General features: G+C 68.8%; 14 protein-coding genes. 5 read left to right on the top strand and 9 right to left on the bottom strand.

Translation table 11 applies throughout. The annotated features are described in order from the left end of the window. Positions 1 to 14: 14 nt before the first annotated feature. Together H3H55_RS17505 and H3H55_RS17500 are read right to left on the bottom strand one after the other, a co-directional pair. The gene (locus H3H55_RS17505) at positions 15 to 1,199 is read right to left on the bottom strand and encodes an amidohydrolase family protein (protein WP_193099558.1); all 1,185 of its coding nucleotides are present in this window, start codon (positions 1,197 to 1,199) and stop codon (positions 15 to 17) included. A gap of 67 nt (positions 1,200 to 1,266) precedes the next feature. Beyond that, positions 1,267 to 2,466, bottom strand: a complete 1,200-nt coding sequence (locus H3H55_RS17500; protein WP_193099557.1) for an amidohydrolase family protein — start codon at positions 2,464 to 2,466, stop codon at positions 1,267 to 1,269. Positions 2,467 to 2,930: 464 nt separating this feature from the next. Between H3H55_RS17500 and H3H55_RS17495 the strand changes: the two genes are divergently transcribed. Further along, the gene (locus H3H55_RS17495) at positions 2,931 to 3,578 is read left to right on the top strand and encodes a glycine zipper 2TM domain-containing protein (RefSeq protein WP_048246153.1); all 648 of its coding nucleotides are present in this window, start codon (positions 2,931 to 2,933) and stop codon (positions 3,576 to 3,578) included. Between the two features lie 410 nt (positions 3,579 to 3,988). Beyond that, complete coding sequence (locus H3H55_RS17490) at positions 3,989 to 4,498, top strand: GNAT family N-acetyltransferase (RefSeq protein WP_193099556.1); 510 nt, start codon at positions 3,989 to 3,991, stop codon at positions 4,496 to 4,498. A gap of 71 nt (positions 4,499 to 4,569) precedes the next feature. Here H3H55_RS17490 and H3H55_RS17485 read toward each other — a convergent pair whose 3' ends face one another. Further along, entirely contained in the window at positions 4,570 to 6,567 is a 1,998-nt protein-coding gene (locus H3H55_RS17485; RefSeq protein ID WP_193099555.1) for a glycoside hydrolase family 28 protein, read from the bottom strand. 437 nt (positions 6,568 to 7,004) lie between these two features. On the opposite strand from H3H55_RS17485, the gene H3H55_RS17480 reads away from it, so the two are divergent. Further along, entirely contained in the window at positions 7,005 to 8,363 is a 1,359-nt protein-coding gene (locus H3H55_RS17480; protein WP_193099554.1) for an aspartate aminotransferase family protein, read from the top strand. A 57-nt stretch (positions 8,364 to 8,420) separates the two neighbouring features. On the opposite strand, the gene H3H55_RS17475 is transcribed toward H3H55_RS17480, so the two are convergent. Beyond that, positions 8,421 to 9,596, bottom strand: coding sequence for a M20 aminoacylase family protein (locus H3H55_RS17475; protein WP_129516063.1), 1,176 nt, complete (start codon positions 9,594 to 9,596; stop codon positions 8,421 to 8,423). Between the two features lie 29 nt (positions 9,597 to 9,625). Next, a complete protein-coding gene (locus H3H55_RS17470) occupies positions 9,626 to 10,858 on the bottom strand; it encodes a diaminopropionate ammonia-lyase (RefSeq protein ID WP_193099553.1) in 1,233 nt (410 codons plus the stop codon). A gap of 177 nt (positions 10,859 to 11,035) precedes the next feature. On the opposite strand from H3H55_RS17470, the gene H3H55_RS17465 reads away from it, so the two are divergent. Then, on the top strand, positions 11,036 to 11,512 hold the full coding sequence (locus tag H3H55_RS17465) for an Lrp/AsnC family transcriptional regulator (protein ID WP_193099552.1): 477 nt from the start codon (positions 11,036 to 11,038) through the stop codon (positions 11,510 to 11,512). Positions 11,513 to 11,575: 63 nt separating this feature from the next. Here the strand turns inward: H3H55_RS17465 and H3H55_RS17460 are convergent, their stop codons facing one another. The 4 genes from H3H55_RS17460 to H3H55_RS17445 all read right to left on the bottom strand — a co-directional run bounded on the left by H3H55_RS17460 (position 11,576) and on the right by H3H55_RS17445 (position 16,519). Then, the gene (locus H3H55_RS17460; protein WP_193099551.1) at positions 11,576 to 13,297 is read right to left on the bottom strand and encodes a tannase/feruloyl esterase family alpha/beta hydrolase; all 1,722 of its coding nucleotides are present in this window, start codon (positions 13,295 to 13,297) and stop codon (positions 11,576 to 11,578) included. A gap of 28 nt (positions 13,298 to 13,325) precedes the next feature. After that, positions 13,326 to 14,465 carry a porin gene (locus H3H55_RS17455; protein ID WP_193099550.1) on the bottom strand — a complete coding sequence of 380 codons (1,140 nt, stop codon included), beginning with the start codon at positions 14,463 to 14,465 and terminating at the stop codon, positions 13,326 to 13,328. 67 nt (positions 14,466 to 14,532) lie between these two features. Next, positions 14,533 to 15,738 carry a 3-(3-hydroxy-phenyl)propionate transporter MhpT gene (gene mhpT / locus H3H55_RS17450; RefSeq protein WP_193099549.1) on the bottom strand — a complete coding sequence of 402 codons (1,206 nt, stop codon included), beginning with the start codon at positions 15,736 to 15,738 and terminating at the stop codon, positions 14,533 to 14,535. A 286-nt stretch (positions 15,739 to 16,024) separates the two neighbouring features. Next, positions 16,025 to 16,519, bottom strand: a complete 495-nt coding sequence (locus tag H3H55_RS17445) for a MarR family winged helix-turn-helix transcriptional regulator (protein ID WP_048246163.1) — start codon at positions 16,517 to 16,519, stop codon at positions 16,025 to 16,027. 256 nt (positions 16,520 to 16,775) lie between these two features. Between H3H55_RS17445 and H3H55_RS17440 the strand changes: the two genes are divergently transcribed. Then, a complete protein-coding gene (locus tag H3H55_RS17440) occupies positions 16,776 to 17,543 on the top strand; it encodes a GntR family transcriptional regulator (RefSeq protein ID WP_129517341.1) in 768 nt (255 codons plus the stop codon). Positions 17,544 to 17,581: the final 38 nt, after the last annotated feature.

The following is a 17,581-nucleotide window of genomic DNA, read 5'->3' as shown; positions in this document are numbered from 1 at the left end:
GGGCGACGCAGCGCTCAGACCAGCGCGCCGTCGCGCGCGACGATCTTCCCCGACGACACGACGAAACGCCGCACCGGCCGCGCGACGACCGCCTCGGCAAACGTCAGCGCATCGACGAGCACGACGTCCGCGCGGCTGCCCGGCTGCAGCCCGTAAGCGTCGAACCCGCAACCGCGCGCCGCGCTGTGCGTCACGCAGTCGAGCGCGACTTCGAGCGCATCGTCGCGGCGGAAATCGTTGCGCATGCCGATCAGCATCGCGCGTTCGAGCATGTCGGGCGAACCGTACGGCGTCCACGTGTCGCGCACGCCGTCGTTGCCGCCGATGACGGTCACGCCCGCCGCGCGGCACGCGGCCACCGGCGGCACCGGCACCGCTGCCGGCGCGGTCGTGACGATCGCGACGCCGAGTTCGGCCATCCGCGCGAGCAGCGCATCGCGCTCGCGTTCGGCGATATCGCCGAGACAGAACCCGTGGCTGATCGTGACCTTCCCCTGCATGCCGTGCGCGGCCGTGCGCTGCAGGATCAGGTCGAGCGAATACGCGCCCATCGACCCGCGCTCGTGCAGGTGGATGTCGAGCCCGCGGCCGTGGCGTTCGGCGATCGCGAACAGCACGTCCACCGCTTCGACCGGATCGCCCTCGATCGCGCACGGGTCGAGCCCACCGAGCAGGTCGGCGCCGGCGGCCAACGCGTCGGACAGCAGCGCGTCGGTGCCCGGCCGCTTGAGCACGCCCGATTGCGGAAACGCGACGATCTGGATCTCGACCTGCCCGAGCAGCGTCTCGCGCGTCGCGAGCACGCCGTGCAGATGCCGCAGCCCGGCTTCGGTATCGACGTCGACGTGCGTGCGGATGCGCGTCGTGCCGGCCGCGAGGAAGGCGCGCGCCAGCGAGAGCGACGCGACGCCGGCGTCATGGCCGCTCGTCGCGCGATAGTGCCGTTCGTTCTCGATGCGGTCGACGAGGCGCGGCCCGACCTGGTTGCGATACCACGGCATCCCCCAGTGCGTCTTGTCGAGGTGCGTGTGGCCTTCGACGAGGCCGGGCAGCGCAAGCGCACCCGCGCCGTCCTCGATCGCACAGCCGGCGGGCGCGTCGAGCGACGGGCCGACGCGCGCGATGCGATCGCCTTCGATCAGGATGTCGAGCGCGGTGTCGGCGCTCGTGCGGACGTTGCGGATCAGCAGGTTCGTCATGTCGGTTCCGGTGTGGTCGGTCAGTGCGAAGCGGGCGCGGCGCGTGCCGTGCCCGCGGTCAGGTCGGTCAGCGCGTGAAGCGCAGCGCGGGGGCGAACGGCGCGCCGGTATCGCTTTCGCCGCGGCGGAACACCCAGCGTTCGGCCGGCACGCCCGCGACGGCCGCCGCCGCATTCGGTGCGCGCACCGCGACGAACGTCGCATCGCAACCGATCGCGATTCCGTAGTTCTCCTTGCCAAGCACGCGTGCGCCGGCATGCGTCGCCATGTCGAGCGCGATGCCGAGCGCTTCGTCGGTGTAGAAGCCCGACCGGTAGCCGACCATCATCGCGCGCTGCAGCATGTCGCCGTTGCCGTACGGCCACCACGCGTCACGAATGTTGTCGTTGCCGGCGAACACGTGCACGCCCGCGTCGCGCAGCTGCCGCACCGGCGGAAACGCGCAGTCGCCCGGCGCGTTCGTCAGGATCGACACGCCGGCTTCGGCCAGCGCCGCCGCCGTGCGTTGAACGTCGTCGTAGCCGACTTCGCCGAGCGCATACGCATGGCTCACGTTCACGCGCCCGCCGAGCCCCGCCGCGCGCGTGCGCGCCGCGATCCGCAGCAGTTGCGCGATGCCGGTCTCGCCCGGTTCGTGCAGATGGATGTCGATCTTCGCGCCGCGCTTCTCGGCGATGCCGAACACGATGTCGAGCTGTGCGTCCGCGTCGCCGTCGAGTGTCGTCGGGTCGATCCCGCCGACCACGTCCGCGCCTTCGCGCACGGCTGCGTCGAGGATCTCGGCGGTGCCCGGGCACGTCACGACGCCGGCCTGCGGAAACGCAACGAGTTCGATGTCGACGATCCCGTGCCATTGCTCGCGCGCGGCCATCACGGCCTGCAGGTTCGACAGGCCGGTCGTCGCATCGACGTCGACGTGGCTGCGCATCGCGACCGTGCCGAAGGCCGCGGCCTGCGCGATCAGCGCGTTCGCGCGCTCGACGATCGGCGGTGCGGCCGCGAGCTGGCGCTTCTCGACCGCGAGCCGCTCGCGCAGCGAACCGACCGATTCGTGCGGCACCCAGCGATCGCCGACGAAACTCTTGTCGAGATGGATGTGACCGTCGACGAAACCGGGCAGCACCACGCGCCCGTCGAGGTCGATCGTCTCCGTGCCGGGCGCAGCCGCGCAATCGGCACCGATCGCGGTGAAGCGGCCGTCGCGGACGACGAGGTTGATGGGCTGGCCGCCGGCATCGACGGCGTTGATGAAGATACGATCGGTCATGGCTCGGAATGTGGGGCGGTCGCTGCGCGACACCGGCGCGGACAGGGGAAGGAACCGCAGCCGGCGCGGCGCGACCGTTGGCAGGGAATCCGGCCACGATATCGGACGCCGCCGCCCGAGGCCAATTAAATGTCGCGATGCCGCGCATTCGATTTCGCGATGCACGGCGCGCGCGCCCGCCGTTCGTCGCGCGGCGATGGGGCTGGATTGAGGTGGAAACGGCGGAAATGCCGATGGCCGAGCAGCGGCGGCATCACCGGAATTCAAGCGCCCGGAGGCCGCCTCGCGCCGTTGCCGGCCCACGCTTGCGCGCGCCGCCCGGCCGGCGATTTACGCGGCAACAGACTTTACACGTTGTTACCCGGCCGCACCGGACGCGCATCCGGCCATTCCTTATACTCACGCCGAGTTCGCCACCCGTCCCGGAATCCTTCGGCGGACACGTTGCCGATGCAGGAAACATCATGATGCGCATGCCTTCCACGAAGACCGTTCTGTTCGCCTCGCTCGTCGCCGTGGCGGCGCTTCCGCTGACCGCCTGCGTCGCGCCGGGTTATTACGGTGCGCAGCCGGGTTATCCGCAGCAGCAATACGCGACGCCCGGTTATGCGCAGCCCGCGTATTCGCAGCCGGGCTACGTGCAGCAGCAACCGGCCTATCCGAACCAGGCGCCGCAACCGTACGACCAGTACGGCAACCAGCCGCAATACGGGTCGCAGCCGTATGACCAGTACGGCAATCAGCAACAGCAATACGGCAACGGCTACGGCACGCAGTACGGCACGGTCGCGAACATCCAGCCGGTCAACGGCTCGGTCGGCCCGTCGGGCGTCGCCGGCACCGTCGTCGGTGCGCTGATCGGCGGCGTGCTCGGCAACCAGGTCGGCCGCGGTCACGGCCGCGATGCGGCCACCGTGATCGGTGCGCTCGGCGGCGCGGTCGCGGGCAACCAGATCGGTCAGCAGATGGGCGCCGCGCAACCGCCGAGCAGCTATCGGATCGACGTGCAGGTCAGCGACGGCTCGACGCGTTCGTTCGACGTGCAGTCGCCGGGCAACCTCCGTCCGGGCGATCGCGTGCAGATCAACGGCAATCAGCTGTCGCGCTATTGATACCGGTTCGGTGCGCCCTCTAACCTGAGCGGACGCACGTTGCGCGTGTGATGTCGTGTGCGGGTACGGCACGACGGCGCATCTGCTTTACGTCACCCTCATCCTTCGTGCCGACGCGGCGCGCATCACGCGCCGCCGGTACTCTGTCATTCCTCTGCCTGCGTGCCCGCTTCCAGCGCGACGTTTCGTACGTTCGTCGCACCGCTCGCCCGCTCAGAGCTGCCGCGTTGCCGTCACACGCGCACCTACCGCGAAACGCGATCCCACTCGGACGAGCGACGCGGCCGGGATGCAACACACATCGAACGCCGCCACGCGACATCCGGATTCCTATTAGGATAAGCACGATGCATCCCGCGGCCGCAACGGCCCGCGCCGGCATGCACGTCCCCCAAACCGGAATACCCCCGATGACGATCACGACCCGCCTGCTCGACGCGGCCGACGCCGCCCGTTTCCAGACCGTCCGCCTGCGTGCGGTCGACACCGCGCCCACGTCTTTCCTGCCGACACTCGACGAAGAATCGCAGGTACCGGTCGACGAATTCGCGACGCGCATCACGCCGACCCGCGAGCGAGCGGTGTTCGGCGCGTTCGATGGCGACACGCTCGTCGGCATCACCGGCGTGCGCCGCGATGCGCGCGTGAAGATCGCGCACAAGGCGACGATCTGGGGCGTGTTCGTCGATCCCGCGTATCGCGGGCAAGGCATCGCACAAACGCTGCTCGAAAGCGCGACCGCACACGCGGCGCAAGCGTGGCAATGCAAGCAACTGATGCTGTGCGTGAACGAGGTCAACGCCAACGCCGAGCGGCTGTATGCGTCGCAGGGGTTCGTCCGGTTCGGCACGGAGCCGCGCTCGCTGTTCGTCGACGGCCGCTTCTACGACGAACACCACATGGTCAAGACGCTGGCCTGACGCGTTCGATCCGGTTTGCGTGCGCGCGCATCGATCGACGCACGCGCACGCCCTGCTCCCTTCACATCACGTCACCGCTTGTCGGTGACCGTCGTGTTGACGACCTGCCCGGCGATCGTCACGTTCGTGAGCGTCATCGCGTTCACGTTGAACGCATAGATCGGCCCCGGCGACGTGACCGTCGGCGTGCCTGACGCAACCGGCGTGCCGAAGTCGCAATCGCTGATCGTCACGCCGGAGATCGGCTGCACGGCGGGCGCGGGCGGCGTGCCGTTGTAGTCGAACGCGACCGGCCCCTGCGCGACGATCGCCTGGAAGCACGACGCGGTCACGCCGTTCAGCGTCACGTTGCTCGCCTTCACACCCGAGATCGTCACGTTCTGCACGACCGGCGGGCGCGTGCGCACTGCGTCGTTCGCGGGCTGGTAGTCGCAGTCGAACGTGATGATGCCGCCCTGCGCGGCCGACGGGTTGCCGGCCGACGACGTGACGACGCCGAGCGGCACGGTCGCGTTGATCGGGCTGCCCGCGAGCAGTGCGCTACCGTAGCCGCCGCCCTTCTGCGTCAGGCCGTTCGGCAGCGTGACACCCTTCACGTGGAAGTCCTTCACGTAGCCGCCGCGATTCATGTTGGTCTTCACGCGGATCGCGATGTTCAGCGGGTTGGTCTGCCAGTTCGCGTTCAGCATCGACAGGTTGGTCGCGTAGATCTGCTCGACGCCGCCGCCCATCTCGCTGCCGAGCGTGATGCCGCCGTGCCCGCTGTTCATCGTGCAGTTGCGGATCAGGTGCCGCTTCGCGGGGCCGTATTCGGTGTCGCGGTCCTTGCCCGACTTGATCGCGATGCAGTCGTCGCCGGTATTGAACGTGCAGTCCTCGCACAGCACGTCGGTGCACGCGTCCGGATCGAAGCCGTCGTTGTTCGGGCCGATGCTGTTCGTCGTCACGCCGCGAATCACGACATGGCGCGATGCGGTCGGATGGTGCTGCCAGAACGGCGTGTTCTGCGTCTGGTAGTTCGCCATCAGCACGTTGGTGCAGCCGATGAACTCGACCATGCACGGCCGCAGGTAGTGGCCGAGGCCGAAGATGCGTTTCTCGACCGGCACGCCGGCCTCGGACAGCGCGGGCAGGTAGTTCTGGTCCTGCTGCCACGGCGTGACCGGCGACGTGAGCAGCGCGTAGAGCGCGTCGGGAATCGCGGGCGCAACGATCCGCAGGTCGACGTTGTTCGGATTCGCATACGCCTGGCTCGGCACGCCCGCGGCTGCGCCGTACGCGCCCGACGAGCCCTTGTAGGTCCACCAGCAGACGCTGCCGGCGCCGCTGCCGGAGAACGACGTCATCGCCTGCCCGTTGAGCACCGAGGTCGGGCCCTCGCCCGTCAGCGCGATGTTCGTCGCGTTGCGCGCGTAGACGGGCGCGCCGTAGTTCAGGCAATCGTTCGCCTGCCAGCGGCTGTAGTACAGGCGGCCGTTTGCGCCGCAATCGACCGGGCCGTCCTTCGCGTAGTCGGCCGGGTTCGGGCTGAAGTAGATCGTGCAGTTCGCGCTCAGGTGGAAGGTCACGTTGCTCTGCAGCACGATCGGCCCTGCGCAATACCAGTTGCCGGACGGCACGACGACCCGGCCGCCGCCCTCGCAGCGGCACGCGTCGATCGCCGCGAGAAACGCCGGGCGTGAATCGAATGCGCCGGGCGCGGTCGTCAGTTCGGAACCTGGGCTCACCGGCGACTTCGCGACGTTGTACGGCGACGTCTGCGCGACCGTCGCGCACGGGCGCGCGCCGTAGTGCGTCACGTCGAAGTCGCGTCCGCGCAGCGCGAGCCGCGACACGTGCGCGAGCGACGCGGCGATGCGCGCCGCCGCGCCATGTTCGCCCCACACGAGATCGACCGCCGACGCGTTGGACATGTTGCCTCCCGCGAACGCCCGGGTGGCCGCGAACGGTCCGCCGAGCACGGCGCCGCCGGCGAGTGCACCGGTCCAGCCGATGAATGCGCGGCGCGACACCCGCTTCGACGAGGGCGATCGGACAAACGAAAACGGACGGCGGCTGTTTGCGGCCATGGGCACTCCTTCAGTGTATGAGGGTATCGACGCGCCGGGCGGCGGAGCGTTATTTATACGTCGTCGTACTACATCGCGCAGTCTAGACGCGATCGAAGCCGGACACGTATTTGTCGTTTACCCTGTTTTTACCGGTTTCTTACATTGAATGTGTGCGCACACTCACATCTGCGAGCGCATCTTTAGAGATATGTTGTCGTATGTTTATACGCAAAAACTTCAACTGAAATCCGTAATCGACGACGCTTGCCGGAGCGATGTCGCTGCTCGCCATCCGCCACGATCGCCCCCCCTGCGCCAGTTCGCGTCGTGCCGTCGCAGTCGGATCGAACCTCCACACCTGCCCGCTACCCACTCGCCTCCGTAATTCCGCCCCTGTTCAGCCCCCCGTCGCCCGCGCTATCGTTTCCCCCATCTTCACAGCCCCGGAGCCCCACTTGCCTTCCCGCCACGGAGTCGACCTCATCCGCGCCCGCGCGCTGTTCGACCGCGAACGCCGCGCCTTCACCGAAGCCATGCCGACCTCCCGCGCGCTGTCCGCGGAAGCGTCCGAGCACCTGCTGTTCGGCGTGCCGTTGCACTGGATGCAGGACTGGTCGACCCCGTTCTCGCTGTACGTGAAGGAAGCGCGCGGTGCGACCTTCACCGACGTCGACGGCCATCGCTACGTGGACTTCTGCCTCGGCGATACCGGCGCGATGTTCGGCCATGCGCCCGAACCGGTCGCACGCGCACTCGTCGAGCAGGCCACGCGCGGCTACACGACGATGCTGCCGAGCGAGGACGCCGCGTGGGTGTCGCGCGAACTCGCGCGCCGCTTCCGGCTGCCGGTCTGGCAGTTCGCGCTGAGCGCGAGCGACGCGAACCGCTTCGTGCTGCGCTGGGCCCGCGCGGCGACCGGCCGCAACACGATCGTCGTGTTCAACGGTTGTTATCACGGCACGGTCGACGACGTGTTCGTCGATCTCATCGACGGCCGCCCGGTGCAGCGCGACAGCCTGCTCGGGCAGTCGTACGACTTGCTCGCGAACACGCGCGTGGTCGAATTCAACGATCTGGATGCGCTCGAAGCGGCGCTGAAGGATGGCGATGTCGCGTGCGTGCTCGCCGAGCCCGCGATGACGAACATCGGGATGGTGTTGCCCGAGCCGGGCTTCTGGGAGGCGGCACGCGCACTGACGCGCCGCTACGGCACGCTGCTCGTGATCGACGAGACGCACACGATCAGCAGCGGCCCGGGCGGCTACGCGGTTGCGCACGATCTCGAACCGGACCTGCTGGTGGTCGGCAAGCCGATCGCGGGCGGCGTGCCGTGCGCGGTGTACGGCTTCAGCGCCGAATTCGCGGAACGCGCGAAGCAGGCGAAGCTGAACGCGCCGCCCGGCCATTCGGGGATCGGCACGACGCTCACCGCGAACATGCTCGCGATGCATGCGATGCGCGCGACGCTGGCCGAAGTCGCGACCGACGCCGCGTATGCGCACATGTTCGAACTGGCCGCGCGGCTGGCCGCCGGGCTCGAACAGGCGATCGCGAAACACGGGCTGCCGTGGTGCGTGACGCGCATCGGCGCGCGCACCGAGTTTCAGTTCGCACCCACGCCGCCGCGCAACGGCACGCTTGCCGGCGCGCAACTCGACAGCGAACTCGAACACATCGTGCACTTGTACCTGCTGAATCGCGGCGTGCTGATCACGCCGTTCCACAACATGATGCTCGTGTGCCCACAGACGACGGCCGAGGATGTCGACCAACTCGTCACGCAATTCGACGCGTGTCTGGGCGAGCTGGTGTGAAGTGATGCGCGGTGCGGCGCGGCGGCCACGGCTGGCGTGCACCCACCGCGCTGCCTGCTACGCGGCCCGCAACGCGCGCCGCGCCACCTCTGCGAAATAACGCGCGCCGACCGGCAGGATCGCGTCGTTGAAATCGTACGTCGCGTTATGCAGCGGCACGCCGCCGCGCTCGGCCGCTTCGCCGTTGCCGATGAACACGAAATTGCCGGGCACGGCCTGCAGGAACGCGCCGAAATCCTCCGAGATCATCATCGGCTGCACGTCGGCGTTCACCGCGTCGGCGCCCGCGATCTGCGCCGCGGCCTGCACGGCCGTGCCGACCCATTCCGGCGAATTCACCGTCGGCGCGAACTCGTGCGTGTAGTCGAACGTGCAGGTCGCGCCGTGCGTTCGGCAGATCCCTTCGCTGATCTCGCGCATCCGCGTTTCCAGCAGCGCCTGCACGTCGCGCGAATAGCTGCGCGTGTCGCCCTTGATCGTCACGGTCGACGGCAGCACGTTGCGCAGCCCGTCGGTGATGAACTCCGTGCACGAAATCACGGCCTGCTGACCCGGATCGAGATTGCGCGACACGATCGTCTGCAACGCGAGCACGATCTGCGAGCCGATCACGATCGGATCGATGCCCATGTGCGGACGCGCCGCATGCGTGCCGCGCCCGTCGATTCGGATCACGAAATTGTCTTCGCTCGCCATGATGCCACCCGCGCGCGTCGAGAACGTGCCCGCACGCATGCCCGGCATGTTGTGCGCGCCGAAGATCGCGTCCACCGGAAAGCGCTCGAACAGCCCGTCGGCCATCATCGCCTTCGCGCCGCGGCCATGCTCCTCGGCCGGCTGGAAGATGAAGCGCACCGTGCCGTCGAAATCCTTGCGCTCTGCCAGCAACTGCGCCGCGCCGAGCACCATCGACATGTGGCCGTCGTGCCCGCACGCATGCATCTTGCCGGGCGTGCGCGACGCGTGTTCGCGGCCCGGCGCGTGTTCGGCGATGTTCAGCGCGTCCATGTCCGCGCGGATGCCGATCGCGCGCCGGCCGGTACCCGCCGTCAGGTTCGCGACGAGCCCCGTGCCGCCGATCCCGCGATGCACGTCGAGCCCGAGCGTCGTCAGGATGCGCGCGACGTAGTCCGACGTGTTCACCTCTTCGAAACCCGTCTCCGGAAACTGGTGCAGATGCCGGCGCCAGGCCTTCAGTTGCCCCTGCAGCGTGCTTTCTTCCGTTGTGTCCATTGCGCTTGCCTCGTCGGTCGTTGTGTCGTTCAGGCCGCTACCGCCGCGCGGTTCAGCCAGTTGCGCTGCCGCGCGAGCACCGCATCGGCCGTTTCGCCGACGCAGTTCCGGTACACGGACGGCGCCGTCGCGCCTTCCGTATTGATCGCCAGCACGCGCGAATGCGCGTCGAGCCCCGCCTGCCGCGCGCTCGCAGGGTCGCGCATCAGCACGGCCAGCCCCGCGACGCCCGCCGCACCCGATTCACCGGCGACGAGCGGCACGTCGCGCTCGCTGCCGGCCGCGAGGCCGCGCATTGCCTGCATCGCATCGTCGTCGTCGATCAGCATGAAGTGGTCGATGCACATCTCGAGGAAATCCCACGCGAGCGGCGACGCCTCGCCGCAAGCGAGCCCGGCCATCACCGAATCGACGCTGCCGCTCGCTTTGGTCGCGCGCCCCGCGAGCGCGCTCTGGTACAGGCAATCGGCCTGGCGTGGCTCGACGACGATGAAATGCGGCCGCTGCGCGCCATCGCGCTCCCACAGGTAACTCGCGACGCCCGCGGCGAGACCGCCCACGCCGCCCTGCAGGAACACGTGCGTGAACGGCCGCCCATCGTCCTGCGCCGCCTGCGCGGCGGCCTCGGCGGCGATCACGCCGTAGCCCTGCATCACGTCGCGCGGAATCGCCTCGTAACCGTCGTACGACGTATCCGACACGACATACCAGCCGTTCGCCTGCGCAAGCTGCGCCGCGCAGACGACCGACTCGTCGTAGTTCCCCGCGATGCGCACGATCCGTGCGCCGTACGCCGAGATCGCGCGCTCGCGTTCGGCGTCGACATTCGCGTGCAGCACGATCACGCAGCCGCAGCCGATCGCGCGCGCGGCGGCCGCCAGCGCGCGGCCGTGATTGCCGTCGGTCGCGCTGATCACCGTCAGGTCGGCCAGCAGCGATGCGTAGCGGCCGGTGATCAGCCCTTGCGGATCGAGATCGTGGGTGCGCCGCAGGCGCTTCACGAGCCGCACCAGCGCGATCGGCGCGCCGAGCGCCTTGAAGCTGCCGAGCGGCGAGCGGCACGACTCGTCCTTCACGCTGACGCTCGCAACGCCGAGTCGCGCGGCGAGATCCGGCAGCGCGCGCAGCGGCGTGCGCGCGTTGCCGACGAGCGGCCAGTGCGCGAGCCACGCGCCGCTTTCGTCGGCCGACGCGATGTTCATCACGCGGCGCAACGCGTTGGGATAGGCGGCGCGCGATGCGCGGGGGTTGGCGATCAGCATGGCGAAAGGCTCCGGAGCCGGACCGCGCGAGCGGTCCGTCGGGTGGGTCGGATCGGGCAAGCGCGGGTTGCACGCGCCGCCGGTTGGAAAATAATATTGCGCATGCCGATCAATTAAATCGCCAAATCTGTCGCTCCAACGCAAAAATTTCTCATTCTTTCGAGGTTCCAGACCATCATGTCCACCCCGCTCGATGCGTTCGATCGCAAGCTGCTGATGGAAATCCAGCGCGACGCGCAGACGCCGCAGGCCGAGCTCGGCGTGCGCGTCAACCTGTCGACCGCCGCCGTGAACCGGCGCCTGCGGCGTCTTGCTGAAGACGGCGTGATCGAGCGCTACACGGCCGTGGTCGCGCCGGACAAGGTCGATCATCCGCTGACGATCGTCGTGAACGTCGAGGTCGAGAGCGAGCAGATCGACCAGCTCGACGCGATGAAGCGGTCCTTCGAGCGGTGCCCGCAGATCCAGCAGTGCTACTACGTGACGGGGGAATGGGATTTCGTGCTGATCCTCGCGGTGCGCAACATGGATCAGTACAACGCGCTCACGCGCGAGCTGTTCTTCGCGAACAACAACGTGAAGCGGTTCAAGACGCTGGTGAGCATGAGCCGCGTGAAGGTCGGGCTCGAGGTGCCGGTCGAACCCGGCGAATGAGTGCGGCAATGAAGCGGTCGGCGCACAACCGCACGCGCCGGCCGCCTCCCATCCACGGCTACGTTAGCGGCAACTGAAGCTCGCCGCCGAATTTACGTCGCCCGAGCCGTTGTAGCGCGCCACCTGCGGATACGGGCACAGCGGACGCGTGCGCCCCGCTCCCCACGACGTGGGCACGTCCGCATTCGGCACAGCGTTGGTCGCATCGCGCGCGGCGGCCACGATCGCGGCGGGCGCCTGCCCCTGCTCGACCCACGCGACGAGCGGCGTCAGCATGTCGAACTGATCGGCCGCCGGCCCGCCCGCGCAGTGGTTCATCCCGGGCACCGGGTAGAAGCGCGCGAAGCTCGACGCATCGCCGCCGTTCGCCTGCGCGACCCGCTGGTACCAGTCGCTCGTGTCGTTGAACGAGAACACCGGGTCGCCGGTGCCGTGATAGACGAGCAGCTTCGCGCCGCGCGACTTCAGCGCGGCCAGGTTCGTCTCGTCGGGCGGCGTCATGAACGACCACGCGGATTGCGTGTACACGCCGCTCGTCGCGAAGATCGCCGGCGCATCGTTGTCCATGTCGAAGCCGAGCGCGAAACCGGGCAGGTTCGCGAGCGTCGCGGTGCTTTTCGGCGGCGACATGAACGTGAACGCCATCGCGACCGGATCGAGCGTGATGGAATTCGATTGCTTCCACGCGGCCCAGCCGCCGCCGGCCACGCCCGGATCGTACGGAAAGCTCGCATAGAGCGCCGTGCCCGCGCTGTTGTGCGCCCCCGCGAACACGTTCTCGAGCGCGGTTTTCTGCGCGGTCGTCAGGCAAGCGCCGGTGCGCGTGCCGTTCGCGCAGGTCGGGATGTCCGTCTCGACGCTGAAGTGCGCCTGGCACGCGGCGACGTCCTGCACCATCCCGTCGGCCACGCCGTCGAGCGCATCGCATTTGTCGAGGATCTTCGCGCCGACGAACTGGCGCTCGGCATCGGTGAAGCCGCTGCGGATGTCCGGCAGCCCGTTCGATCCCGTTGCCGACGCGATCTTCGCGAACTGCTGCGCGCCGTACATCTCGCCGATCGCCGCCTTCGGCAAATGGAAGCCCGGATCGCCGGCGATGATGCCGTCGTAGTCGCCCGGGTTGCGCACGGCCGTGACCATCGCGTGACGCCCGCCGTTCGAGCAGCCGCCGAAATAGCTGCGATCGGGCGCCTTGCCGTAGGCCAGCCGGATCACCTGCTTGGCCATCGGCGTCAGCGCATCGACGGCGCCGTAGCCGTAGTCGAGCCGCGCCTGCGGATCGAGGCCGAACAGCGGGTTCTGCGCGGCGCTGTGCCCGGAATCCGAGCTGATCACCGCGAAACCCTGGTTCAGCGCATCGGTCAGCGGCCCGCCGCCGCCGATCTCGCCGGTCGCGGTCACGACGTTGCCGTCGAGCCCGCCGTTCGCCTGGTAGAAGAAGCGGCCGTTCCACGCCTTCGGCAAGCGCATCTCGAAGCCGATCGCATAGGTCTGGCCGTCCACCGCGCTCACGCGCTGGTTCATGTTCCCTTCGATCACGCAGTGCTCGGCGATCGGCTGGCCGGCCACCGTCAACACGCCGGCGGCCGCGGTCGTCACCGACGTGAACGACGTGTTCGCATACGCAAGCTTCGCGGCGAGTGCGTCGCAGGTCTGCGCCATCGCGGCCGGCGTCGCCGCGCTCAGGTGCGTGGGCGCGGAGCTGACCGAATCGTCGCCGCCGCAACCGGCGAGCATCGCGGCGGACAGCGGCGCAATGCAGAGGAATGCAGATTTTCTGTTCAAGATATCTCCCGTTGTTCAGGCTGCCGGTTCAGAACATGTGCTTGACGCCGACCATCGCGCCGAGCTGCCCCATCCCTTCGCCCGGCGTCGTGCCGGGGCCGCCGCCGCTGACCGCGTAGCGTGCGTGCGCGCTGTTCCACAGATACGAGCTTTGCGCGTAGACCGACGTGCGCTTCGTCAGCAGATAGGTCGCGCGCAGCGTCGCCATCGTCGCGCGCGTGTCGTGTGCGCTGTTGACGATCCGGTAGCCTTCGCCATCGACGACGAAATCGGGCTTGACCGCATACGACGCCCCGACGAAGAACAGGTCGGAATGCGCGCCCGGCTCGGCCGGCGAACCGGTCGACACGCGCCGCCCGATCCAGCCCGCGCCGATCCGCGCGCCCGCCGCCTGTGCATACGCGCTCACGTGAATCCGTGCGTCCTTGCCCGCGCTGCTCGTGAACGCGACCGGCGCGACGCCGTCGAAGAAGTTCGCGGCCGCGCCGGTGCCGCCGCGCTGCTCCTCGTAGGACGCCGCCGCGCCGAAATACGCGCTGTCGTACTTGAGCATCGCCGACCAGTCGCGGCACTCGACCGCGTGGCCCGGCACCTGCCCCGCGCACGTGCCCTGCCCCGGCGAGTTGCCGGTGCCCGCGCTGTCGCGGCCGAACGAATAGGCGGCGCCGAGCGTCACGCCGCGATAGGTGCCGAGGTAGGTCACCGCGTTGTCGGCGCGGCCGTTCGGCACGTACGCGTCGAACGAGCCGAGCCCGTAGATGTCGGGGCCGATGATGTCCGCGCCCTGCAACGCGAGGTAGGTCATCGTGTACTGGCGGCCGAACGCGAGCGTGCCGAAGCCGCCCTTCAGCCCGACGAACGCCTGCCGCCCGAACAGCCGCCCGCCCTGCCCCAGATCGCCGCCGCGCACGTTGAAGCCGCTTTCGAGCGTGAATACCGCCTGATAACCGCCGCCGAGATCCTCCGCGCCGCGCAGCCCCCAGCGCGACGGCAGCTCGCCCGTCACGGCCGGCATGCGCACCACGTGGTCGCCCGCAGCGTTCGCGTGCGACACGAACTCGACGCCCGTGTCGATGATCCCGTACAGCGTCACGCTCGATTGCGCGTGCGCGCTGGTCGCGGCCAGCGCGCATGCGCCGGCCGCCAGCAAGGCTTTGGTGTGCTTCATGGTTAGTGTCTCCAGACCTGCGTCGATATCGCGCTCTGCCGGCGCTCGTGGTTGAAAGTAAAGAAACTCAGTCGTGTGCCTGCGGCCTGCGGATCAGCACCAGCGCCGCGATGGCGGCGACCAGCGTGACGGGGATGCTCGCGCCGATCACGACCGACGCGCTGCGGCCCATCGCGAGCAGCTCGGCGGCCGCGAGCGGCCCGACCACCGAGCCGAGCCGGCCCACCGCCACCGCGGAGCCGACGCCGGTGCCGCGCATCGCGGTCGGGTAGTACATCGCGGCCAGCGCATACAGCACCGACTGGCCGCCGACGACGAACATCCCGGCCGCGAACGCCGCGGCGGACAGCCAGACGATCCCGGGCGCGATCGCGAGCGCGGCGAGCGACAGCACGATCCCCGCGTACATGCCGCCGACGACCCGCGACGGCCGCATCCGGTCCATCGACATGCCGATGCCGAGCACGCCGAGGCCGCTGCCGATGTTGAAGAAGATCTGCACGATCCCGGCCTGGCTGCGCGCGAGCCCCTTCGCCGCCATCAGCGACGGCAGCCAGTTCAGCAGGAAATACAGCACGATCAGCGTGCAGAAATAGCTGAGCCAGAGCGCGAGCGTGGTGCCCGTGCGCGCGCCGCCGAACAGCGTGTGCCCGACGCTTGGGCGCGCGGCGCCCGATGCGCTGACGTCGAGGAACGCGCGCGATTCCGGCAGCAGCGCGAGCAGCAGCGGGGCGAGCAGCAGCGGCCCGATGCCGCCGACGTAGAAGATGTGCCGCCACTCGGTGTCGCCGGCCAGCAGCACACCGATCAGCGACGCGATCACGCCGCCGAACGGAATACCGCAATACATCACGGCGACCGCGCTGCTGCGCGAGCGCGCGTCGGCCGCTTCGGAAGACAGCGCGATCAGGTTCGGCATCGCACCGCCGAGGCCGAGCCCGGTCAGCGCGCGCACGACGACCAGCATCGCAAAGCTCGACACCTGCGCGGTCGCGATCGACAGCAGCCCGAACAGGCACACCGACGCGATCAGCACGTGCTTGCGGCCGATCCGGTCGGCGAGCCAGCCGCCGAGCATCGCGCCCGGCAACAGGCCGAACGTGCCCGCGCTGAACGCGAGCCCCATCTGCGAAACCGTGAGCCCGAACTCGTGCGCCATGCGCGGCGCGGCGACGCCGACCGACTGCAGGTCGAGCCCCTCTAGCAGCGCGATCGCGAAACACAGGCCGAGCGTCGTCGCGACGGCCGGCCTCTCGGCAACGGAAGTGTCCATGTCGTCTCCAAACCTTGTACTGCGCGTCATGCCGGAACGCATGCGCGGTGTCTTTGTCGTGATCGGACCATGCGCCAGAATTTATCAGGTAGCCTGATTCATTGTCCGAAATAAAATCCGCGCGACCAGCCGATCGTGCGGACCGTCATCCCATCGAGGGACGGGACGATTTAATAACAGGTAACCTGATATTTCAAGTGCGCGGTGCGCCGGTGTTAACCCGCAATGTGCGCGGAAGCCGGCCGGGCAAGGCCGTGCACAACGTCGAATGTCGCGAAAACGCGCCTCAGTCGCGCAGGTTGCGCACGAACAGTTCGAGCGTGCGCTGGACCTGCACGGCGTCGGCGGCGGTGAGGTCGTCGCCGAGCATCCGGCGCTCGAGCGGGCGCAGCACCCGTTCGCATTCGCGCAGGATCGCCGAGCCTTCGTCGGTCAGGCGCAGCAGGATCACGCGGCCATGATTCGGATCGGCCTCGCGCGTGACGAAGCCGCGTGCCGCCATCGCGACCATCACCTCGTTCGCGGATTGCGGCGTGATGAACGAGCGCACCGCGAGCTGCGCATTGGACAACGCGCCGCGCGCTTCGAGCACCGACAGCGCCGTGTATTGCGCGAGCGTCACGCCGAGCGGTGCGAGCGCATCGCTCATCTGGCGGCGCAGCAGCCGATCGAGATTGCCGATCAGGTAGGTCAGCCGCTGCTGGGCACGCACGGGCGGCCTGGCCTCGGTAGCACGGGCAGCGCGTTTCGCGCCGGCCGGTTTGACGGGTGTCGAACTCATGAACGTGTCGGGAGGAATGTCGCGGGCCATCTTACCTCACGCGGCCCGCATGGCGGACAGGCTCGCATCGCCCGAATCGCGGTGACTGGCACGCTGTATACAGCACGAACCCGACTCGGCGATTTCGATCGTGGTTTACCCGTTGATTTGCACGATTCAGCTTGAACGCGCGGCGGCGATGTATACAATTTTATCAAGTAACCTGATAACCCCGCACGCCGGCACCGGCAACGCGGCACAGCCCCCGATATCCGCCATGACCGACCTCGACGCTTCGACTTCCGACACCCGCGCCGCTTCCCCGTCGCAAACGGTCCGCACGCTGCTCGGCCTGCGCGAGCTCATCGTCGGCGGAGAACTCGCGCCCGGCGCACGCATTTCCGAACTGTGGGTCGTCGAGCGGCTCGGCGTGTCGCGCACGCCGGTTCGGGCGGCGCTAATCCGGCTCCAGGAAGAAGGGCTGATCGAGCCGATCGCGACCGGCGGGTTTGCGGTACGCGCGTTTTCGGCGCGCGAGATCGGCGATGCGATCGAACTGCGCGGCACGCTCGAAGGGCTCGCCGCGCGGTTCGCGGCCGAACGTGGCGTGCCGCCGTCGATGCTGCGCGACCTGCGCGCGTGCGCCGACGAGATCGACGTCCTGCTCGCCGGCCCGCTGACCGACGACACGTTCTCGCGCTACGTCGACGCGAATGCCCGCTTCCACCGGCTGCTCGCGGCCGCGGCCGGCAGCGACGTCGTCGCGCGGCAGATCGACAAGGTCGCGACGTTGCCGTTCGCGTCCGCGAGCGCGTTCGTCGTCGTGCAGTCGCTCGATCCGCGCGCGCACGAAACGCTGATCGTCGCGCAAGCCCAGCATCGCGCGGTGCTCGACGCGATCGAACGTCGCCAGGGCGCGCGCGCGGAAGCGCTGATGCGCGAACACGCGCAGATCGCGCACGACAACCTGCGGCGCGTGCTCGACAGCCAGCGCGCGATGACGAAGCTCAAGGGCGGCAACCTGATTCGCCGCGACGCCGGCTGACCGGCACGCGGCACCTTCGCGCGGCGCACGACGCGCCG

It is taken from the genome of Burkholderia sp. Z1 (assembly GCF_014893795.1).
GTDB lineage: Bacteria > Pseudomonadota > Gammaproteobacteria > Burkholderiales > Burkholderiaceae > Burkholderia > Burkholderia theae.
This window is presented reverse-complemented; position numbering and strand designations above follow the sequence as displayed.